Origin of the sequence: Mesorhizobium sp. WSM4904 (genome assembly GCF_029674545.1) — a bacterium.
Classification (GTDB): domain Bacteria; phylum Pseudomonadota; class Alphaproteobacteria; order Rhizobiales; family Rhizobiaceae; genus Mesorhizobium.
Genome location: NZ_CP121354.1, coordinates 3,518,139 through 3,539,337, shown reverse-complemented (window position 1 = coordinate 3,539,337; position 21,199 = coordinate 3,518,139). Strand labels below are relative to the sequence as shown.

At 64.1% G+C, this 21,199-nt stretch carries 22 protein-coding genes; 6 read left to right on the top strand and 16 right to left on the bottom strand.

Annotated elements, in window-relative coordinates; translation table 11 throughout:
• Window positions 1-264 precede the first annotated feature (264 nt).
• Window positions 265-2,187, top strand: coding sequence for a sigma-54-dependent Fis family transcriptional regulator (locus QAZ47_RS16845; protein WP_278230100.1), 1,923 nt, complete (start codon window positions 265-267; stop codon window positions 2,185-2,187).
• A 272-nt stretch (window positions 2,188-2,459) separates the two neighbouring features.
• Window positions 2,460-4,268, top strand: coding sequence for an NAD(P)/FAD-dependent oxidoreductase (locus tag QAZ47_RS16840; RefSeq protein WP_278230099.1), 1,809 nt, complete (start codon window positions 2,460-2,462; stop codon window positions 4,266-4,268).
• 123 nt (window positions 4,269-4,391) lie between these two features.
• Here the strand turns inward: QAZ47_RS16840 and QAZ47_RS16835 are convergent, their stop codons facing one another.
• From QAZ47_RS16835 to QAZ47_RS16825, 3 genes are read right to left on the bottom strand one after another with little or no spacing between them, the layout of a single operon-like run.
• On the bottom strand, window positions 4,392-4,916 hold the full coding sequence (locus QAZ47_RS16835) for a GNAT family N-acetyltransferase (RefSeq protein ID WP_278201856.1): 525 nt from the start codon (window positions 4,914-4,916) through the stop codon (window positions 4,392-4,394).
• Between the two features lie 32 nt (window positions 4,917-4,948).
• Window positions 4,949-5,257, bottom strand: coding sequence for a hypothetical protein (locus tag QAZ47_RS16830; RefSeq protein WP_278201855.1), 309 nt, complete (start codon window positions 5,255-5,257; stop codon window positions 4,949-4,951).
• 4 nt (window positions 5,258-5,261) lie between these two features.
• Window positions 5,262-5,828, bottom strand: coding sequence for an XRE family transcriptional regulator (locus tag QAZ47_RS16825; RefSeq protein ID WP_278201854.1), 567 nt, complete (start codon window positions 5,826-5,828; stop codon window positions 5,262-5,264).
• A 152-nt stretch (window positions 5,829-5,980) separates the two neighbouring features.
• Between QAZ47_RS16825 and QAZ47_RS16820 the strand changes: the two genes are divergently transcribed.
• A complete protein-coding gene (locus tag QAZ47_RS16820; RefSeq protein WP_278201853.1) occupies window positions 5,981-7,810 on the top strand; it encodes an ATP-binding protein in 1,830 nt (609 codons plus the stop codon).
• A gap of 236 nt (window positions 7,811-8,046) precedes the next feature.
• On the opposite strand, the gene QAZ47_RS16815 is transcribed toward QAZ47_RS16820, so the two are convergent.
• Window positions 8,047-8,838, bottom strand: coding sequence for a GGDEF domain-containing protein (locus QAZ47_RS16815; RefSeq protein WP_278201852.1), 792 nt, complete (start codon window positions 8,836-8,838; stop codon window positions 8,047-8,049).
• Between the two features lie 120 nt (window positions 8,839-8,958).
• Window positions 8,959-9,906: a tRNA (adenosine(37)-N6)-dimethylallyltransferase MiaA gene (miaA, locus tag QAZ47_RS16810; protein WP_278233816.1), complete on the bottom strand. Its 948-nt coding sequence runs from the start codon at window positions 9,904-9,906 to the stop codon at window positions 8,959-8,961.
• Between miaA and serB the strand changes: the two genes are divergently transcribed.
• Window positions 9,896-10,783, top strand: a complete 888-nt coding sequence (gene serB, locus QAZ47_RS16805) for a phosphoserine phosphatase SerB (protein WP_278230098.1) — start codon at window positions 9,896-9,898, stop codon at window positions 10,781-10,783. The genes miaA and serB overlap by 11 nt on opposite strands.
• Window positions 10,780-11,343, top strand: a complete 564-nt coding sequence (locus QAZ47_RS16800) for a GNAT family N-acetyltransferase (protein WP_278230097.1) — start codon at window positions 10,780-10,782, stop codon at window positions 11,341-11,343. The genes serB and QAZ47_RS16800 overlap by 4 nt, the downstream gene beginning before the upstream one ends.
• Here QAZ47_RS16800 and QAZ47_RS16795 read toward each other — a convergent pair whose 3' ends face one another.
• From QAZ47_RS16795 to QAZ47_RS16760, 8 genes are all read right to left on the bottom strand, one after another.
• On the bottom strand, window positions 11,344-11,604 hold the full coding sequence (locus QAZ47_RS16795) for a pilus assembly protein HicB (protein WP_278201849.1): 261 nt from the start codon (window positions 11,602-11,604) through the stop codon (window positions 11,344-11,346).
• Window positions 11,601-12,014: a putative toxin-antitoxin system toxin component, PIN family gene (locus QAZ47_RS16790; protein ID WP_278201848.1), complete on the bottom strand. Its 414-nt coding sequence runs from the start codon at window positions 12,012-12,014 to the stop codon at window positions 11,601-11,603. The genes QAZ47_RS16795 and QAZ47_RS16790 overlap by 4 nt, the downstream gene beginning before the upstream one ends.
• A 67-nt stretch (window positions 12,015-12,081) precedes the next feature.
• Entirely contained in the window at window positions 12,082-13,596 is a 1,515-nt protein-coding gene (locus QAZ47_RS16785) for a DegQ family serine endoprotease (protein WP_278230096.1), read from the bottom strand.
• A 147-nt stretch (window positions 13,597-13,743) separates the two neighbouring features.
• A complete protein-coding gene (locus QAZ47_RS16780) occupies window positions 13,744-13,929 on the bottom strand; it encodes a DUF2065 domain-containing protein (protein WP_278201846.1) in 186 nt (61 codons plus the stop codon).
• A gap of 5 nt (window positions 13,930-13,934) precedes the next feature.
• A complete protein-coding gene (locus tag QAZ47_RS16775) occupies window positions 13,935-14,909 on the bottom strand; it encodes a protease modulator HflC (RefSeq protein ID WP_278233815.1) in 975 nt (324 codons plus the stop codon).
• A complete protein-coding gene (hflK, locus tag QAZ47_RS16770; protein ID WP_278201845.1) occupies window positions 14,909-16,006 on the bottom strand; it encodes an FtsH protease activity modulator HflK in 1,098 nt (365 codons plus the stop codon). The genes QAZ47_RS16775 and hflK overlap by 1 nt, the downstream gene beginning before the upstream one ends.
• Window positions 16,007-16,252: 246 nt before the next feature.
• Window positions 16,253-16,771, bottom strand: coding sequence for a dihydrofolate reductase (locus QAZ47_RS16765; RefSeq protein ID WP_278230095.1), 519 nt, complete (start codon window positions 16,769-16,771; stop codon window positions 16,253-16,255).
• A complete protein-coding gene (locus QAZ47_RS16760) occupies window positions 16,771-17,784 on the bottom strand; it encodes a DUF4424 domain-containing protein (protein WP_278230094.1) in 1,014 nt (337 codons plus the stop codon). Before QAZ47_RS16760 ends, QAZ47_RS16765 begins: the two co-directional genes overlap by 1 nt.
• 249 nt (window positions 17,785-18,033) lie before the next feature.
• On the opposite strand from QAZ47_RS16760, the gene cobF reads away from it, so the two are divergent.
• Window positions 18,034-18,798 (top strand): precorrin-6A synthase (deacetylating), encoded by a 765-nt coding sequence (cobF, locus tag QAZ47_RS16755; protein WP_278230093.1) that lies wholly within the window; start codon window positions 18,034-18,036, stop codon window positions 18,796-18,798.
• Between the two features lie 150 nt (window positions 18,799-18,948).
• On the opposite strand, the gene QAZ47_RS16750 is transcribed toward cobF, so the two are convergent.
• From QAZ47_RS16750 to modB, 3 genes are all read right to left on the bottom strand, one after another.
• Window positions 18,949-19,290, bottom strand: a complete 342-nt coding sequence (locus QAZ47_RS16750; RefSeq protein ID WP_278072787.1) for a winged helix-turn-helix domain-containing protein — start codon at window positions 19,288-19,290, stop codon at window positions 18,949-18,951.
• An 84-nt stretch (window positions 19,291-19,374) separates the two neighbouring features.
• Window positions 19,375-20,487, bottom strand: coding sequence for a molybdenum ABC transporter ATP-binding protein (modC, locus tag QAZ47_RS16745; protein ID WP_278201841.1), 1,113 nt, complete (start codon window positions 20,485-20,487; stop codon window positions 19,375-19,377).
• Window positions 20,484-21,188, bottom strand: coding sequence for a molybdate ABC transporter permease subunit (gene modB, locus QAZ47_RS16740; protein WP_278230092.1), 705 nt, complete (start codon window positions 21,186-21,188; stop codon window positions 20,484-20,486). Before modB ends, modC begins: the two co-directional genes overlap by 4 nt.
• Between the last annotated feature and the right edge of the window lie 11 nt (window positions 21,189-21,199).

The following is a 21,199-nucleotide window of genomic DNA, read 5'->3' as shown; positions in this document are numbered from 1 at the left end:
CCCCCGAGGGAGCCTGTGGGATGCGCATGGGAGGTTTTCGCCCGGCGGTTACACCGCCTTGCCCACGCGCCAGCCTACGAGAATGAGTGCTGTTTTCATGGGCGCGGACAATAAGGGCGAAAACGCGGGCTCGTCAATGGGGGTAGCGCGCGAATTCGCGGCCGGGGAGATCGGCACCGTCGCGCGCTACCATAGTACAGTTGAGCGCGTGTCTCCGAGGCACCACTATGCGGCCGCAAGCGACGTTGGCTGCGAGGAGGACGCATGGCTGGCGAACGGGAGCATATTCGCGAGATCGAGCAGGTCCTGTCGGGCGCGCGGTCGGGCCGCGACGACGTCGTGGTGCAGTCCTGGCTGCGCTGCGTCGACAAGCACCGGCTCGACCCCGCCCGGCCGACCGAAGCCTATATCGTTCCAGACACCCAGCTGCGCGAGCACCGCGAGCAATCCGAGCGGCTGATTGCGATTGCCCGCAGCGGCCTTGAAACGTTGTTCAAGCAGGTGGCCGGCCAGAACTACGTCCTGCTCCTGGCCGACGCCAAGGGCGTGACCGTCGACTTCCTCGGCGACCCGCTGTTCATGGACCAGCTGCGCAAGGCAGGGCTCTATCTCGGCTCCGAATGGTCGGAGAGCCGCACCGGAACTTGCGGCGTCGGCTCCTGCATCGTTACCGGCGAGGCGATGACCATTCATCAGACCGACCATTTCGATACCACCCACACGCCGCTTTCCTGCACCGCCGCGCCGATCTTCGACACCAAGGGCGAGCTGACCGCCGTGCTCGACATTTCGCTGCTGCGTTCGCCGCAGCCGAAGGTCAGCCAGAACCTCGCTCTGCACCTGGTGACGGCTTCCGCTCGCCGCATCGAGCTCGCCAATCTGATGGCGCAGATGCATTCCGAATGGGTGTTGCGCTTTTCGCGCTCGCCCGAATTCCTCGACGTCGATCCGGAGGCGGCGATCGCGCTCGACGCATCGGGCCGCATCCTCGGCACGACGCGTGGCGCAGCACTGCTTTTGGCGCAGGCCGGCGGCGTCGACTGGAGGCATTCGCCCTCCCCGATCGGCCAGCCGATCTCGCGCTATCTCGACATGGGCATCGACGATCTGCCGAGCCTGACGCGCGGCCGCCCGACCGAGGAGCGGCTTGTGTTCGGCCGAAACGGCGGCGCCCTCTTCGCGCACGCCATCGAACCGCAGCCGCCGACCGGACGCCGCGTTCCCGTCGAACTGCTGCCGAAGCCGATCGCGGAGCTTTCGGGCGGCGACCCGGCAATGGCGGCTATGCAGCTCAAAGCCGCCAAGCTGGCGCGAACATCAATTCCGACCCTGATCCATGGCGAGACCGGCTCCGGCAAGGAGGTTCTCGCCCGCGCGATCCATGACAGCTCGGAACGCACGGGCCCGTTCGTGGCCATAAATTGCGCGGCCATCCCCGAGCATCTGATCGAGAGCGAACTTTTCGGCCACACGGCGGGCGCCTTCACCGGGGCCGCGGCCAAGGGGCGCAAGGGGCTGATCGAGAGTGCAGACGGCGGCACGCTGTTCCTCGACGAGATCGGCGACATGCCCTACGCGCTGCAATCGCGGCTCTTGAGGGTCATCGCCGAGCGCGAATTGATCCCGGTCGGCGGCATTGAGCCGCGATCCGTGGATATCAAGGTCATCTCGGCCTCGCATCATGACCTGCGCAAGCTGGTCGCCGAGGGCCGTTTCCGCGAGGACCTGTTCTATCGGCTGAACGCCGCTTCGCTGACCTTGCCGGCGCTGCGCGAGCGCACCGATTTCGAATGGCTGTTGGACCGGCTGGTCAGCGAACGCGCACGCCTTGCCGGTCGGGCGGCGAAGCTGTCGCCGGCGGCGCGGCTGGCGCTGATCCGTCATGCCTGGCCCGGCAATATACGCGAGCTCGTCAACGCCATCGATCTGGCGGTGGCGCTTTGCGACGACGGCACGATCCAGCCCGCTGACCTGCCCGACTTCGCAATGCCCCACTTGGCGTCGTCGGCTCCGGTTGCTCCCCTGGTCGCGCTGCGTGTCCCCTCGCCTGACGAAGAGCGCACGGCGCTGCTGGACGTCCTGGCGGCGACGGGCTGGAACATTTCCGAGGCCGCGCGGCGCCTCGGCGTCGATCGCACCACCGTGCATCGCCGCATGAAGCGACTGCGGCTGGAAGCGCCGAACTAGAGCAATTCCAGGAAAAGTGTGAAGCGGTCTTCCGCCCGGAATTTGCGTGAAGACGAAAGAGATAGAGCGGTTCTGCATTTCCGTGAAACGGTGAACCGCTCCAGTGTTGCGATGCCTGTGGCGCGCTGTGGCGCGTGCAGCACCAGCGCAACAGGTGAGATACCCAAGGGGTCATTCTAACTGATTGATCGCATTATAATTTCTCGTTTGGCATTGCGGCTGGCACGTCATTTGCAGTTCATTTCCGGACTCTAGCAAGCGGAGGAGAACACATGCTCGAGAGGACACCCACCACCAAGGCGCAGGCGCTGCTCGATAAATTCGGCAAGGCGCTGGAAGCCGGCGACATCGATACTGCCGTCAATTGCTTCCAGGAAGACTGCTACTGGCGCGATCTCGTCGCGTTCACCTGGAACCTGAAGACGATGGAGGGCCGCGACCAGATCCGCGACATGCTGCAGGCGACGCTCAGCAACACCAGGCCGACCGGCTGGACGGTGGCCGAGGGCGAGGAAGCGACCGAGGACGGCGGCATCACCACCGCCTGGATCACCTTCGAGACCGGCGCCGCGCGCGGCTTTGGTCTCGTGCGCTTCAAAGGCGACCTGATCTGGACGCTGCTGACCACCATCGCCGAGCTGAAAGGCCATGAGGAGAAGGCCGGCTTCACCCGCCCGCTCGGCGCCAAGCACGGCCACGGCAAGGGCCGCAAGACATGGCGAGAGGAGCGCGACGACGAGATCGCCGAACTCGGTCACACCCGGCAGCCCTATGTCGTCATCGTCGGTGGCGGCCAGGGCGGGATTGCTCTTGGCGCCAGGCTGAAGCAGCTCGGCGTTCCGGCCATCATCGTCGAGAAGAACGAGCGTCCGGGCGATTCCTGGCGCAAGCGCTACAAGTCGCTCTGCCTGCACGACCCGGTCTGGTACGATCACCTGCCCTATATCGACTTTCCGAAGAACTGGCCGGTCTTCGCGCCGAAGGACAAGATCGGCGACTGGCTGGAGATGTACACCAAGGTGATGGAGCTGAACTACTGGAACTCCACCACCGCGAAATCCGCGAGATATGACGAGAAGACCAAGGAATGGACCGTTGTCGTCGAACGCGACGGCAAGGAAATCGAGCTGAAGCCGAAGCAGCTGGTGCTGGCGACGGGCATGTCCGGCAAGGCGAATTGGCCGAAATACAAAGGCCAGGACATCTTCAAAGGCGAGCAGCAGCATTCCTCGACGCATCCCGGTCCGGACAAATATGTCGGCAAGAAGGTCGTCGTCATCGGCTCGAACAACTCCGCACACGACATCTGCGCGGCGCTGTGGGAAGCAGGCGCGGACGTGACCATGGTGCAGCGCTCGTCCACGCACATCGTCAAATCCGACACGCTGATGGATATCGGTCTCGGCGCGCTCTACTCGGAGCAGGCGGTCGAGAACGGCATGACGACGCGAAAGGCGGACATGATCTTCGCCTCCCTGCCCTACCGCATCCTGCACGAGTTCCAGATTCCGCTTTACCAGCAGATGAAGGAGCGCGACGCCAAGTTCTACGAGGATCTGGAAAAAGCCGGCTTCATGCTCGACTGGGGCGACGATGGCTCGGGCCTATTCATGAAGTATCTGCGCCGCGGCTCCGGCTACTATATCGATGTCGGCGCCTGCGATCTCGTCATCGACGGCTCGATCAAGCTGAAGAGCGGCCCAGGCGCGGCGGTGCAAGAACTCACGGAAACCGGCGTCAAATTCGTCGACGGCACCGAACTGCCGGCCGACCTCGTGATCTATGCCACCGGCTACGGCTCGATGAACGGATGGGCGGCGGACCTCATCTCGCAGGAAGTGGCGGACAACGTCGGCAAGGTCTGGGGTCTCGGCTCCAACACCACCAAGGATCCTGGTCCGTGGGAAGGCGAGCAGCGCAACATGTGGAAGCCGACGCAGCAGGAAGCGCTGTGGTTCCATGGTGGCAATCTGCACCAGTCCCGCCACTACTCGCAATATCTGTCGCTGCAGCTGAAAGCCCGGCAGGTCGGCATGCCGACGCCCGTCTATGGGCTGCAGGAGGTCTATCACAAGAGCTAGCGCCCCTTGGTGCAGGAAGGCGTCGGCCTGCGCCGCGCCTTCCTGTCAAACTCAGCTACGGCTCGCGCCATCAGCTACCAGGCCTCTCGCCTTGGCTCAGCGTTCCTCCGACGGCCAATTGCCTTACGAACGCCCTGTCCGTTTCCAGTAGATGAGCGTGCCGGTGAGCCCGCCATGCGGCTTGAGCGCATAGTCCGGAATCTCGCCGGTCAGCGTGAAGCCGAGCTTCTCGTAAAGACCTGCCGCGCCCTCTTCGCTTGCTGTGTCGAGCACCAGCAAGGTGCGTCCCTTCTTCACGGCCAGTTCCTCGGCGGCCCGCATCAGGCGGGTCGCGACACCTCTGCCGCGATGGTCGCGACCGGTCATCAGCTTGGCGATCTCGGCGCGGTGCGGCTGGTTGGGCGGGCAGTCGAGAAGCAGCGTGACGGTGCCGACAAGCGTCCCGCCGTCCCATGCGCCCAGCACCGCTCTTTCTCCGCGCGCCGCCGCATCCAGCGATTTGCGCCAGAACTCATGGGCCGCATCGGTCGACAGCGGATGCATGAAGCTCACCGATCCGCCGGCGGCCACCGTCTCGATCAGCAGGGCGGCCAGCAGCCCCCTGGTTTTTGCGTCATCATCCAACGCCCTGATTTCGAAGGAATTCATGTCGGTGCTCTCCGGGTAGTGTCGGGTCGCGCTCATCCGAAATGACTGGTCCGTCTTCGGCGGCGCGCGCGGCGGATTTCCGCGATGCGCTCGGCGTCGTCCTCGCTGAGGTGCCGTCCGCGCTCCAGGATCTCGAGGGTGTATTCCTCATAGGTCAGGCCCAGCCGCTCGGCCCTTTCCAGCCGCATCAGCATGACGGTCTGGCTCGGCGCCTTCCAGGCCGTGTCGTGAGCGGCGCGCCAGGCCAGGAAGATGTAGGCGTCGCCCTTGCCCCAGGGCGGGCCTTCGTAATCGTCGAGAGGCGGCCCGCCATTGTGCGAGCGCTTCGGCCGGCGTGCCATGCGGTCAGCCCCTGACCAGCGCCACCAGATACTCGGCGCCTTCCGGCCCGGGAGCATGGAACGTGCAATCCGACGGCGCGCCCAGCGCCAGGCAGTCACCCGGCTCGAGTTGGTGCACGACATCGCCTTCGGTGAAGTCCAGGCGGCCGCCGATAAGCCAGATCTGCTGCTTGATGAAGGCATAGGAGGCCGCCGGGAAGTTGACCTTGGCGCCTGCCGGCAGACTGACCCGGATCAGTTCGAGCGGCATTTGCGATGCCGGCGACAGGTGCCGTCTGACATAGCCGGTGGCAGGGTCCTGCCAGACCTGTTGCTCGTCCTTGCGGGACACACCGCCGCCCTGCATTTCGGCTCGGGCGATCAAAGTCGAGAGCGTCATGCCGAGAGCCGAAGCGATGCGCACCAGGAGCGCCGCGGTCGGGCTTGTCATGCCGCGCTCCATGGCGCTCAGCATCGCCTTGGAAACACCCGAGCGCTCGGCCAGTTCGGTCAGCGACCAGCCTCGTAAATCACGCTCGGAGCGTATCCGCCTGCCGATCGTGGATGTGATGTTGTTCGATATATCATCCATTCATCCAATATATCGAAATGCAAGCGTGACGGAAGGGCCTATTCGATCGAATTTTTGCCGCCACCTTAACAGGCCCTACACCATCCGACCTCACGCGCCCTTAACCCCGATTGGGATAGGTTTGACGTTGAGGGGAATGGGACAGGTCACCGATGTTTGTTGAACGCGAAGGCTCCGTCGGGGAGCCGACCTCGCAGGAGCGCCGCAACGCCCAACAGAACGACAAGCGTATTCTGGGCAATGTCGTGCAGTGCGACGGAGCGCGCGCCACCATCAGCGCCTATGCCGAGGATGCCGAGGGCACGGTGACCGGCCTGTGGACCGTCGGCAAGATGATTTCCATCAACCTTGGTTCGACGCGCACCGTCGGCCTCGTCTATGCGATCGGCAAGTCAGACCGCGTCTGGAGCAACGAGGGTCAGAATGCCATCGAAGTCAGCATCGAGCTGATCGGCGAGGTGCGCGACGGCGCCGAGCCTGGCGCCAAGCCGGTCTTCGACCGCGGCATCACCACCTATCCGCATATCGGCGCTATTGCCCACCGTATCCGCAGTCGCGACCTGCAGGCCGTCTACGATCTCGCCGGCCGGCACTCGATCACCATCGGCACGCTGTCCCAGGACGAGGCGATCGATGCCAACATCGCCATCGACGACACGCTGGCGCGCCATTTCGCCGTTGTCGGCACGACCGGCGTCGGCAAATCCACGGCCGTCTCGCTGCTGTTGCGCAAGTCGATCGAGGCGCGGCCGGACCTGCGCGTGCTGATACTCGACCCGCACAACGAGTTTGCCGCCTCGCTTCCGGAATATTGCGTGAAGGTCGATTCCAAGACGCTCGACCTGCCGTTCTGGATGTTCAGGCTGGAGGAATTCGCCGAGGTCCTGTTTCGCGGGCGCGAGACCGTTCCGGAGGAAGTCGACGTCCTGCGCGACCTCATCCCGGCCGCCAAGAACCTCTACCGCAATCCGAGCTCCGGCTCCTATATCAGGCGCGGCAGCGACGCCCTGACGGCGGACACGCCGGTGCCTTACCGCATCGCCGACCTCCTCAAGCAGATCGACGAGCGCATGGGTCTGCTTGAAAGCAAGAACGACCGTCCGACACTGAAGTCATTGAGGACGCGCATCGAATCGGCCGCTGCCGACCCGCGCTACCGCTTCATGTTCAATTCGCGGCTGATCGAGGACACCATCCACGAGACGATCGGCAACATCTTCCGCGTGCCAAACCACGGTCGTCCGGTGACCTGCTTCGAGATGGCGGGCATGCCGTCCGAGGTCGTCAATTCCGTCTGCTCGGTGCTGGCGCGCCTCGCCTTCGATCTTGCGCTCTGGAGCGAGGGGCGGCTGCGGCTGCTTTTGTTGTGCGAAGAGGCGCATCGCTACATGCCGGCCGATCCGCGCCTCGGCTTCGCGCCGACCAGGCACGCTCTGTCGCGCATCGCCAAGGAAGGTCGCAAATATGGCTGCTACCTGGGCGTCGTGACCCAGCGCCCAGGCGAGCTCGATCCGACGATCCTGTCGCAATGCTCGACCTTCTTCGCCATGCGGCTCGCCAACGAGCAGGACCAGGCGATCATCCGGTCGGCGATCGCCGATTCCTCTGCCTCGACGCTCGCCTTCCTGTCTTCGATGGGTCAGCGCGAGGCGATCGCCTTCGGCGAAGGCGTGGCGACGACAATGCGGCTCAAATTCGAAAAACTGTCGCGGGAATTCATTCCGGGAACGGCGAAGCGCGAGCAGACCCTGCCGGCGGAAGCCGGCGACGACGTCGACCTCGCCGGGATCGTCGAGCGGCTGCGCAACGTACCGAAACCGCAGCAGGCCATGGCCTTCGCCGAGGCGGTGGACTCGGGCCGCCAGGCCGGTGATCCAGATTATCGAAAGCCCGCCGCGCCGCGCGTCCAGCCGGACGACGATTTCGACCTGCGCTACGGCCTGAAGCCCTCGACCTTCGGCATGCGCCAGCAGAACGATTGAACTTGCGTCCTCCCGTCAACTGACACGACTTACCAAGGCTCTGCTTCGTCGACTGGGATTGGCAAATTCCGTCAGGAAATTCGTCAGGCTGAGTCGACTGATGTCGCTTTCGAGAACCGGCCTACGCCGGCCATAGCCTTACCTGCAGCACCACTCATGAGTGCTTCGGCCGGCGAAGGCCGGAAGCGCAGAAAGCGGCTTCAGGCGGCCGGCATCACGAATTTAGTGACGGAATTTCAGGCGCAGACGCGATTGCGGCCCTGCTTCTTCGCCTCGTAGAGCTGGCGGTCCGCGCGGCGGTAGAAGTCCTCCGCGCTCTCCCTGCGATCCCAGACGGCAAGACCGACGCTGGTGGTGACCTTCAGCCGCACATTGCCCGACAGGATCGACAGGTTGGCGATCGCCTTGCGGATGCGCTCGGCGAATCGGGCGAGCAGCTCCGCATCCATGTTGGGCGTGACCACGGCAAACTCCTCGCCGCCAAGCCGCGCCACCACGTCGTGATAGCGCGTCATGCCTCGCACGCATTGCGCGACGGCCCTCAGCACCTCATCGCCGACATCGTGACCATGCGTGTCGTTGACCTGCTTGAAATGATCGAGGTCGAGGATCATCAAGCCCACTGGCTTATCGATGCGGCCGAACTCGTCGAGATATTCCCGCAGCGCGTCGTCGAAATAGCGGCGGTTCTGCATGCCGGTCAGGCCGTCGGTGAGCGCCGCCTGCTCGAGCGTCTGTGAGCGGGCGCTCAGCGAAACCGTCATGGCGCGCAGCTTGCCCTCTTCCCGCACCTGGCCGCGGATCAGCGGATAGATGAAAAAGGTCCCGAAGAACAAGGCGGCGGCGAGCAGCGCGCCGGTCACGAACAGCAGTTTGTTGAGATAGATGATCCTATGGAGACGCGATGCGGTGTCGAGATCGGTCGCAATGTCCTGCAATTGGCCATAGCCGTGGAAAGTCACCAGGCCGGCGGCCAGGATCACGAAAATAAAGACGAAAAATGCGGATTCCGCCTTGTGAAAACGCATAAATCCCCGCGGCACTACGAGCCATCGAAGTTATGGCACGCTCGGCCTTACGGACGGTTAACCCGGACAACCGTGGCGGAGGCTGTGCCACGATTCCAAGCCTCTGATTGAAATCGCTATCTATCGGTCCGGAATCGCCGATTCCTCGCCCGGCCGGAGCCTTTGCCACTCTGGTCCGAGCTGATGTCTGAACCAGGTCGTCTGACGCTTGGCATATTGGCGCGTCGCAATCTTGGCGCGCTCTATCGCCTCGGGGAAACTCATTTGCCCGGCTAGAGCGGCCTGCAACTCTCGAACTCCGATCGCCTTCATCGCCGGCAGGTTCGGAGCAAGGTCGAGCGCCATCAGCTGCCTGACCTCGTCCAGCGCGCCTTTGTCGAGCATCTGGTCGAATCGCGCCTCGATGCGCGCGACGAGCTCGCCGCGATCCGGCTCGATCACCAGGAAGCGTGCACTGTCGCGGTCGATGAGCGGCTGGCCGCGCGCCGCTTGCCAGTCAAGGATCGACCGTCCCGACGTGTCGAGCACCTCCAGCGCCCGCACGATGCGCTGGCCGTCGGTCGGCCTGAGCTGCATGGCGACGGCCGAGTCCTCACGCATCAGGATGCGGTGCAGCCTTTCTGCCCCTTGTTCCTTGAGCTCGTAGCGCCAGCGCTCGCGCACCGATGGCGGAATGTCGGGCATCTCGGAGATGCCTTCGGCCAAGGCGCGGAAATAGAGCCCGGTGCCGCCGACGAAGGCCGCAGGCCGCCCCGATAAAACGCCTTGCTCGATCAGCCGGGTGACGTCGCGCAGCCAGGCGCCGGTGGAGTAGGCTGTCGAAGGATGCACATGGCCGTAGAGGAAATGCGGCACGCGCGCCATTTCGGCCGCGCTTGGACGCGCCGTCAGCACATCGAGCACCGAATAGCCCTGCATGGAATCGGTGTTGACGATGACACCGCCCAGCCGTTCGGCAAGATCGAGCGCCAACGCCGACTTGCCGCTGGCAGTCGGTCCCGCTATCAGGATCGCGTTCTTCACGCGGCCCTTGCCCGCCTGCCTGCCGGAATTTTCGATGCCGCTGATCGCCACGCTTGTATCCCGTCCCGAAGACCGCGCAGTGTCGGCCTCGCTTGCGAATATGGCCTCGCGGACGGCCGGCGCAAGCGCCCTTCACTGGCTGGCCGAAGATGTCGCCTGCGATCTGGTTTTGCCGGAGACGCCCGACGTCGGCGAACTGACGGCCAATCTGCGCGCCGCATTGGCCTCCGATCCGGTCGACATCGTCGTCCAGCCGGCCGAAGGCAGGAAGAAGAAGATCCTGCTCGCCGACATGGATTCGACCATGATCGACCAGGAATGCATCGACGAATTGGCTGACGAGATCGGCGTCAAGGAGCATGTCGCCGCGATCACGGCGCGCTCGATGAATGGCGAGATCGCTTTCGAGCCGGCCTTGCGCGAGCGCGTCGCCTTGCTGAAGGGACTCGACACGGCGGTGGTCGACCGCATCATCGCCAACCGTCTGACGCTCGCCGCCGGCGGCCGCGCGCTGGTGCGCACGATGCGCGTCAACGGCGCCTGGACGGCGCTGGTTTCCGGCGGCTTCGACGTCTTCACCAGCCGCATCGCCACGCTGCTCGGCTTCCAGGAGAACCGCGCCAACCGGCTTGTCGAGGAAGACGGCAGGTTCACCGGCACGGTGACCGAGCCGATCCTCGGCCGCGCCGCCAAGGCCGAAGCACTGCTCGACATTGCGGCCAGGCTTGGCCTGTCGACCGAGGATGCCGTTGCCGTCGGCGACGGCGCCAACGATCTCGACATGATCCGACTGGCCGGCACCGGCGTCGCCCTCCACGCCAAGCCGGCGGTGGCGGAGCAGGCAAGAATCCGCATCGATCATGGCGACCTGACCGCGCTGCTCTATCTCCAGGGCTACAGGAGCGAGGAGTTCGTGCAGTGAAGCCGATCCGCACCGAACGCCTCATCCTGCGCAACTGGGAAGAGCGCGATCGCCCGCTCTTCCACCGCATCAACTCCGACGAGCGCGTCATGGAGTTCTTTCCGTTCCGTCGCGACCGCGCCGCGGCGGACGCCAAGATGGACGAATTCCGCGGCTGGATCGAGGAGGATGGCTACGGCTTCGCGGCCGCCGAGATCGCGGCCACCGGCGAATGCATCGGCTTCGTCGGTCTCCTGGATACGGATGATGTGCCATCGCTGCCGGACGGCACGATCGAGATCGGCTGGCGGCTGGCTCCGGAATTCTGGGGCAAGGGCTATGTCACCGAGTCAGCGGAAGCCTGGCTCGCCTTCGGCTTCGAAACGCTGAGGCTGGAGGAGATCGTCTCCTTCGCCGTCGCCGAAAACCACCGCTCCATTGCCGTCATGAAGCGGCTCGGCATGCGCGCCGATCCAGGCGCCGACTTCGACCATCCCTCCGTGCCGGACAGCCATCTTCATCTGAAGCGACATGTCCTCTACAGGCTGCCGCGCGAAGATTGGCGAGCGCGACAGCGCTGATCAGTGCTTTTCAGAAGATCGCTCGTCGCCAGCCTGTGGCGGACCGGCTGCGACCCGATCAAGAATTCTTGCAAAATCCTCACCGGATGCGTCACCAGCCCGTTGGCGCAGGAAATCAGCTGCGGTTTCCATGGCCCCAACTTTTTGTGCCACCGCCGAGGCAATCCACTGATTGAGCGAAACTCCATCCGCCTTTGCCAGCCGCGCCGCTGCTTCCTTGACCGAGAGTGGCAGCTTCAATGGATAAGTTGCCTTGCTCATGTTCGAAATCCTTCCAACAGCTCAGCCGGGCTGACGACCGGCACGTCGAAGCGACTGGACGCGACGGCAAAATCTCGGCGATTGTGCGTGACCAACGCGTCTGCCCTGCCATTGACGGCGGCCTCGAGTACCATTTCGTCCTTCGGATCAGCTAGTTGCGGACGCCAGAGGAAGTGCGGCTCTACAGGCTCCGCCAACGCAGCAAAACCAGCCAGCAGACGATCCAACTCCATTGCGGACAGCCCATGGACAGTGGTCTGCTCAGGCCGCGTCAGCACTGCTTCATACTCAAGAAACAGCGCTGTTGTCACCAGGGGACGAAGTTGCCTGTCGGCGATCATCCTCAGGACTGCGAACGAAGCACCATTCCTGCTTCGCAAGCCTGCCGTCAGAACGTTTGTATCCAGCACTATTCGCTTCACAAGCCTAAATAGTACATCCCATGGGATGTTTCAATGAGCCTGTGGGCCGCTGGACTCAATCCATCCGGATCGTCACGAAGCGCAACTCGCCGGTTTTCGAGGCCAGCATCAGCAGAGCGTTCTTGCGACCCTGCTCCTTCAGCGCGCCGATCCGGTCCATGACGTCCTTCGGCGTTCCCACCGATTCCTGCGCGATCTCAGTGATCACCTCGCCGGGCTGGATGCCACGCTCGGCGGCGGCCGAATCCTTGGCAACGTCGGTGATCACCACGCCCGACACGTCGGCCGCGATGCCGAATTTCTGCCGCGTCTGATCGTTGAGCTCGCCGACGGTCATGCCGAGCACCGCAGCCGTGGACACCGGAGCCGCCTTATCGCCCTTGTCCTGGTCGGCGTTGCCGTTCTCACCGCTGGCCAGCTTCTCGCCGTCCTCGAGCCGGCCAAGCGTAACCTTCACCGTCTGCTCGACGCCCTTGCGCACGATGACGACGTCGACCGCTTTGCCGACCGGGCTTTCGGCGACGACGCGCGGCAGGTCGCGCATCTCGTGGATGTCCTTGCCATCGAATTTGATGATGACGTCGCCGGCCTGAACCGAACCGTTGTCGACCGGTCCGCCCTTGATGACGCCGGCCACCAGCGCGCCCTTGGCGGTCGCCATGCCGAGGCTTTCGGCGATGTCGTCGGTCACCGGCTGGATGCGCACGCCAAGCCAGCCGCGCCGCGTCTCGCCATACTGGCGAAGCTGGTCGACGACGCCCGCCGCAAGCTGCGAGGGAATGGAGAAGCCGATGCCGATCGAGCCACCCGACGGCGAGATGATCGCCGTGTTGATGCCGATGACCTCGCCCTCGGCATTGAACAGAGGACCGCCGGAATTGCCGCGATTGATGGCGGCGTCCGTCTGGATGAAGTCGTCATAGGGGCCGGAATTGATGTCGCGGTTGCGCGCCGAGACGATGCCGACAGTGACGGTTCCGCCGAGGCCGAACGGGTTGCCGATCGCCATCACCCAGTCGCCGACACGCATCTTGGTGGAATCGCCGAATTTCACGGCCGTCAATTTGTGGCCCTTCGGATCGACCTTCAGCACCGCGACGTCGGTTTTGGTGTCGGTGCCGACCAGCGTCGCCTTCAGCGTCACACCGTCGGAGAAATTCACCTCGATGTCGTCGGCATCGGCGATGACGTGATTGTTGGTCACCACGATGCCCTGCTCGGCGTCGACGACGAAGCCGGAGCCCAGCGACTGCACCTTCTGCCCACCGCCGCCCTTGTCGCCGCCGCGGTTCTTGAAGAAGTCGTCGAAAAAGTCCTGGAAGGGCGAGCCTTCGGGAAGCTGCGGCATCGGCACCGCGCCTGGCCCTTCAGTGCCTTTCACGGTTTGCGAGGTCGAGATGTTGACCACCGCGCCGAGCAGACGCTCGGCGAGATCCGCGACCGAGGGAGGTCCGTCGGAAGCGATCGTTGGCGTGACGAAAGACGGGACGGCAATCATGCCGACGACGAATGCGGTGGCGCCGGCGAAAAGCGTGCGCCGTGCCGCGCGCAACAGGGTGTCGGATATCATCGTGGCCTCCCGGTGTTTCTAGAAAGGGAAAAGGCTTCCGCTAAAGGCGCCCGTCCAATTTCATGTTGGCAAGAAATAAGGCACGTTTGCGGCTATAGCTATCGGCGAAGGATAAATCGTCAATCGCTTCGGCACCAAGGAATTTCATCAGCCGCGGACCAGCCAAACGATGCCGACGCCGATTGCGATTGCGACCAATCCGCCGATTCGCAACACATTTTCCGGCATCGACAGCACTTCCGTAGCCAGTTTCCGGGCCAAAGCCGGAAACCCGCCATAGACCAGGCCTTCGATGACGAGAACCAGGCCGATTGCCGCCAGGAAATCCTGCACCGCCGCTACTGGGCGGTGCTGGGTTGCGTCGCAGGCGCGGCAGGTGCCGTCGCAGGCGCGGCAGGTGCCGTCGCAGGCGCGGCCGGTTGTCCAGGCACGGGCTTGCTTTCCGGATCGCGGAAATAACGGAAGAACTCGGACTCGGGCGACAGCACCATGGTCGTTCCGGTGTTGTCCAGCGCGGTGCCATAGGCATTCATCGAACGATAGAAATCGAAGAAAGCCGGATCTCGCTTGTACGCGTCTGCAAAGGTGGCGCTGCGCTGTGCGTCGCCTTCACCGCGCAGGATTTCCGATTCCTTCTGCGCCTCGGCGATGATCTCGACGACCTCGCGGTCGGCCCTGGCCCTGATGCGCTGCGCTGCCTCGTTGCCGCGCGCCCTCAGTCGCTCGGCTTCCGCCAGACGTTCGGCCTTCATGCGGTCATAGGTCTGCTGCGAGACTTCCGCGGTCAGATCCGTCCGGCGGATGCGCACGTCCTCGATGTCGAGGCCGAGCGATGTCGCGTCCGGGCGGAGTTGGTCACGCACCTCGCGCATCATGACGGCGCGCTCCTCTGAGAGCGCCGCCTCGAAGTCGCGCAGGCCGTAGACGCGGCGCAGCGCTGCATCGAGACGCGTCTTCAGGCGAGCCTCGGCGAGCTCCACCTGCCCCGACACCGCCGCTCGGAAGGTGCGCGGATCCGAGATGCGGTAGGCGATGAAGGCGTCGACCTCGTAGAACTTGCCGCCCGAAACCTGGACGCGGATGTTGTCGAGATCGAACCGCATCACTCTCTTCTCGATCATCTGGACGCTGTCGGCGTCGAAGAAAGCGAACGGCGCCTTGAAGTAGATGCCGGGCTCGCTCTTGACGTCGATGATCTCGCCGAACCTGAGCACGATCGCCTGCTGGCCCGCATTGACCACGAAGACGGCCGAGTAGAGCAGGAACAGAAGAACCGCCGCGATGACGGCGATGACTGGAAGACGGTTGGCCATCATTGGTTGCCTCCCAGCACCGGCGCCGGCGGCGCTTTCGGCTGCAGTGCCGGCAGCGGCAGATAGGGAAGCACACCTTGCCCGTTGCCCTGCTCGACGACGACCTTGTTCGAGTCCTTCAGGACCCTCTCCATCGTTTCCAGATAAAGCCGCTTGCGCGTCACGTCGGGCGCCTTGGCGTATTCGTTGTAGACGGAGATGAAGCGCTGGGCTTCACCTTCCGCTTCCTGCACGACGCGGTTCTTGTAGGCAGCGGCGTCCTCGCGGACCTGGGCCGCCTCGCCGCGCGCCTGGCCGAGCTTCTGGTTGGAATACTGATTGGCCTGCTCGACGAACTTGTCTTCGTCCTGCTCGGCGCGCTGCACCTCGTCGAAGGCATCGGCCACTTCGCGCGGGGGTGCGGCGTCCTCGATCGAGATCGCATTGACCTGCAAGCCGGCCTTGTAGCCGTCCAGCGTCGTCTGGATGATCTCGCGCACCGAGGCGGCGATGCCCTGGCGGTCGTCGCGGAAGATATCCTGCGCCGGCCGGCGGCCGACAGCCTCGCGCATGGCGCTTTCGGCCACTTGCGTCAGCATGCCGTCGGGATCCGAGACATCGAAGAGGTAGGCTCTGGGGTCGGAAACCTGATAGGCGACCGAGAACTGCACGTTGACGATGTTCTGGTCGCCGGAGAGCATCAGCCCGGAGCCGCTGGCCGATCCGCCACCAATGCTGACGAGCTGCTCGGATATCTTGGCCGTCTCGACCGTTTCGATCGGCCACCAGTGGAAATGCAGGCCTGGCTGCGAAAGCTCAGCCTTAGGTTTGCCGAAGCGCAATTCGACGGCAACCTCGTCAGGCTGCACGGTATAGATTGCCTTGAAGGCCCAAAGCACGACGAGCGCGAGCGCGATCAGCCCGAAGACGGCCGGGCTGGCGCCGCCGCCTCCCGGAAGCGCGCGCCGCAGTCTGTCCTGGCCGCGGCGAATGATGTCCTCGAGGTCAGGAGGGGAACCCTGTGGTCCGCTTGGCCCTTTGGGCCCCTGCCCCCAGGGTCCCTGATTGCCGCCGCCGCCCCAAGGGCCGCCGCCACCGCTCTTGTCGTTCCAGGGCATGAATGTCCTTTCGCTTCGGTTCCCTCAGGCCTTGCGGCATGATCCTAGCGCATGACACCGAAAACCGGAATCGGTTTTCGGAAAGGAATCATGCGCCAAATCAAAGTTTTACAGCGGCCTCTTGCGCATCCGGTTGGACGCGCGGCGCTGTACTGTCGTTCTTCTATAGGGACGCCTTGACGCGCTTTCAACGCGGTCTGCCGCTCGCGCCGTCCGATTTGGGCCGGCAGCGACCCTTTGTCGTCGTCAATGACCGTCGCCGCGGCGCTCGTAGACCGTGTAGCGCGTCGCATGGCTGTCCTTCTCGCCTGCCGGAAAATCCTCGGAACGGGCGATCCGCCAGATGGCCGGGTCGATCGGCGGGAAATGGGCGTCGCCATCGACCTTGGCAAGCACATGGGTAACATGGAGGCGGTCGGCAAGCGGCAAGGCCTGGGCATAGATTTCGCCGCCGCCGACCACGCAGATCTCCTCGGCGCCTGCCATGCAGCGGCCGCGCACCTTGGCCAGCGTGATCGCCTCGTCGAGCGAATGCGCGACTTCGATACCGTCGGCGCGCCAGCCCTTGTCTCGTGTCACCACGATGTTGAGCCTTCCGGGCAGCGGCCGGCCGATGCCTTCATAGGTCTTGCGGCCCATGATGATCGGCTTGCCCATCGTATCGGCCTTGAAACGCTTGAGATCGCTGGAAAGCCGCCACGGCAGCCCGCCTTCGCGCCCGATCACCCCGCTCTCGGCGATGGCGACATAGATCGCGATGTCCATCAGCCGCCGTTCCCGCCATTGTCCGACGGCTCGAGCAGCAGGATGTCGATGTCGTGCTCGGGGTAAAAATCCTTGGCCGTCATCTCGTACGTGGTTGGGCCGATCTTGCGGACGTTGTCGCCGCAGAATGAAACCAGGTTCTTGGCGCTGCCCTTGTCGATGGTGAGCTTGAAATTGCCGATACTGCCGGACGCCCAGTTGCCGCCCGTGGTCAGGATATAGGCGATACGGCTCTCGAAATATTTCGGATAGCCGTCGGGATTTTCCTTCGCCGCCTTGCGCACCGCGTTCTCGAACGCTCCGTCCATGCAGTACCGGGTCTTGTAGGCGTCATACTGCCCCTGGAACTTGCCGTCATAGTAGAAGCTGACCGAGGACGTGCCGCCGACGCTCGGTTTGTAGCGGTGCGAGACATGGACTTCCTTGTTGGCCGGGAAGGTCGAACGCCACCAATAGGTCGAGCGCAACTGCCAGAACGGCGCATAGGCGGTTTGCATGCCCGAACCGTCATCGGCGGTATCCTCGATGATGATGCCGCGGTTTTCCCAATCCTCGGCGACGTCTTTGGGGAGCTTCGCCAACGCCGCCTTGGCGGCGTCGCCGAATGGATAGAGCGGCACGTTCTGCGCCTTGAGATCGGCGGTGATGTCGATGCCCAGCGCAAACGCCCTTTGCTCGAGTTGCGGCTTCGCGTCGACGCCGTCGATCGTCACCTCGAAGCCGAGGAAATTGTCGCTCTGCGCGTCCGGAATGGCCGGCATCTCGTTCGGATCGCCCTCGATGTCGGGCATTGGGAACGCAACGATGGCGCTGACGTCCTTGTCGGTGTTGTTGCGGAAGACATAGTCGACCGTCACCTTCTCCGGCGAGATGAAAAGGTCCTCGCTTTCCATGGCGACGGCGTCGCTGCGCGACAGGATCAGCCCGCCTGTGCCGAGCTCGGCGACGGAATCGTTGGCAAAGGCCGGTGCGGCTAAAAACGCCAGCGCTGCGGCGAGGATAGTGCGTAACATGGATCCCCCTCTCGACGGCAATACCGGGACCACCCCGATGCGTGCTTCCATCTAGAGCAATTCCAGGAAAAGTGTGTAACGGTTTTCCGTCCGGAATTGCGTAAACAGATAGCTAGAGCGGTTCGGCGTTTCTGCCAAACGGCGGACCGCTCTACCCGTTTCAATTCGGCGTTTCAAAGCCCTTGCGATCGCGCATGGCTGCCTGCGCCTGTCTGGACACCGGCCGCCTGATCGGGCAGGAGAACCCGCATGCGCAAGCTTCTCGTCATCGGCATCGGCGCCGGCAACCCCGAACACATGACGGTTCAGGCCATCAACGGCCTGAACCGCGCCGATGTGCTGTTCATTCCCGACAAGGGCGCAAGCAAGACCGATCTGGCGGAACTGCGCCGGCAGATCTGCGACCGCTTCGTCACCAATCCGAAGTCGCGCCGCGTCGAGTTCGACGTACCGGTTCGGGCCGAGCCGACATCATCCTATCGCGTGACCGTCGACGACTGGCACGAGGCGATCGCCGAGATCTATGAGAGGCTGATCAGCGACGAGCTGGGTGAAAACGGCTGCGGCGCCTTCCTGATCTGGGGCGACCCCTCGCTTTATGACAGCGCGCTGCGCATCCTGGAGCGCGTGCGCCTCAGGGGCAATGTCGGTTTCGACCTCGAGGTCGTTCCGGGCATCACCGCGATCCAGGCGCTGGCCGCCGCTCACGCGACCGCGCTCAACCGTATCGGTGACTCGATTCTCATCACCACCGGACGCCGGTTGACCGACGAAGGCCTGCCGGCAAACGCTGCAACGACGGTTGTCATGCTCGACGGCAAATGCGCCTTCAACACGTTGGCCGATCAGGATGTCTTCATCCAGTGGGGCGCCTATCTCGGCACGCCGGACGAGATCATCGTCTCCGGCCGGCTCGCCGATGTCGGCGCCGAGATCGAAAGGACCCGTGAGGAAGCCCGGCGGAAAAAGGGCTGGATCATGGACACTTATCTGCTGAGGAAGTCAGGGGAGTAAGGGAATAGGGGAGTAGGGGAGTAGGGGAGTAGGGGAGTAGGGCAGTAGGGCAATAGGGAGTCGTCGATTGCCTTTGCGTTGAGCAACTCCAGAACATCATATCCTACCCTACTCCCCTGCTGCCCTACTGCCCTACTCCCCTACTCCCCCCTACCCAGCGTCGATCTCCGCCTGCAAAGCCTGCATGTGCACCGCGGCGGCAGAAGTGGCCGCGCGTTCTATGGCCCTGAAGCGGCTGACGACGGCGAGGCCCACTGCGGTCAATTGCGCGCCGCCGCCCTTCCTGCCGCCGGTCTGCGCGGCAACCAGCGGCTTGCCGAACACCCGGTTCATGTCCTCGACCAGATCCCAGGCGTGCTTGTAGGACATCTCCATGCCGCGCGCCGCGGCCGAGATCGAGCCGAAGGCGGCGATCTGCTCGAGAAGCTCGATCTTGCCCGGACCAATTCGTCCGTCGGGATCGAGGTTTATCCGCAGGCTCAGCGATGGCATTCCTTGTCCTTTGCAGTCACGTCCAGATTACCCCCTTTGCAGGCAAATCGCTATTCCAATGCAACATAGCGCCATGCTCTTCCGTCATCCGTCGGCCTCGACCGGCAGCCCGGGGCCAGTCGTCGTACCGTCGAAGCTCACGGTCTTGATCACCGCGAAGACCTTGCGGCCAAGCGCAAGGCGTAAGGTTTGTTTCGACTGCTCGGTGATGCTCGCCAGCACGATTGCGCCATTGCAGTCGATGGCGATCTCCACCGTAGGCCCGACGCCTGGCCTGACCGCGGCGATCGTCCCCGCCAGTATGTTGAGCGCGCTGAGGCCCGCCGGTTGCTCGGTCGCGATCATGACGTCTCGGGCCCGGATGCGCAGCCGCACTAGAGCTCCAGCTGCCAGTGGGAGGTGTGGCACGCGGATCTCGCCGGCCGGCGAGCCAAGCACCGTCATGCCGAAAGCCTCGTCGTGGCGCAGCACGCTGGTGTCGAGCACCGCGCCGCCCTCGCCGCGCTCCTCGGCCGGCAAAAGGTCTAGCCGCTGCATGATCGCTTCTGTCGGGCCGAAGGCCGCGACCTTGCCTTGCGAAAGCACCACCACGTCGCTCGCCAGCCGCGCCACCTCGGCAATGGAATGACTGACATAGGCGATCGGGATCTTCGTCTCGTCGCGCAGCCGCTCGATATAGGGCAGGATCTCGGCCTTGCGCGCCTCGTCCAGCGAGGCGAGCGGCTCGTCCATCAAGAGGAGTCTTGGACTGGCAAGCAGAGCCCGGCCGATCGCCACCCGCTGCTTTTCGCCGCCGGATAGTTTCGCCGGCCGCCGGTCGAGCAGAGGACCGATGCCGAGCAGATCGACCACCGCATCCACATTGGCGTAGCGCTCGGCAGGCGGCGTGAACCAGCGGCCATAACGCAGATTGCCGGCGACGCTCATATGCGGGAACAGGCGCGCGTCCTGGAACACCATTCCGATCCGCCGCTTGTGCATCGGCACGAAGATGCCGGCGGCGGTGTCCACCAGCACGCGACCTTCGACCGCGATGCGCCCCTTCTGCGGCCTGATCAGTCCGGCAATCAGGTTGATCAGCGTCGTCTTGCCCGAACCCGAAGGCCCGAACAGCGCCGTCAGCCGGCCGGCGCTTTCGAAATCCGCTTCGATGGAGAAATCGCCGAGGCGATGATTGATGTCGACGAACAGCGTCATTCGATGTCCATCCGCCGGCCGACCCGCCGCGCAAGGACCTCGGAAGCCACCAGCGCCACCATCGAGATGACGACCGAAATCAGCGTCAGCCGCAGTGCCCCGGCGTCGCCGCCCGGCACCTGCGTGAAAGTGTAGATCGCAGAGGGCAGCGTCTGCGTCTCGTTGGGGATGTTGGAGACGAAGGTGATCGTCGCGCCGAACTCGCCCATCGCCTTGGCGAAGGAGAGGATCGCGCCGGCAATCAGCCCGGGCAGGATCAGCGGCAGCGTGATCGTGGCGAACACCCAGATCGGATTGGCGCCGAGCGTGCCGGCGGCCGCCTCCATCTTGCGGTCGACCGCCTCGATCGACAGCCGAATCGCCCGCACCATCAGCGGAAAGCCCATGACGCCGCAGGCGAGTGCCGCGCCTGTCCAGCGGAACGAAAAGACGATGCCGAAATGTTCGGCGAGAAAGGCGCCGGCCGGCCCGCGCCGGCCGAAGGTGAGCAGGAGCAGATAGCCGGTCACCACCGGCGGCAGGATCAGCGGCAGATGCACCAGCCCGTTGAGCAGGGTCTTGCCCCAAAACCGCCCCCTGGCCAGCACGAGCGCGATCAATATGCCGGGTGGCAGGCTGGCGACCATCGCCACAGTTGCCACCTTGACCGACAGCCGGACCGCATTCCATTCGTCGGGAGTGAGGTCCAGCAGCCAATTCATATGCGGTGTAA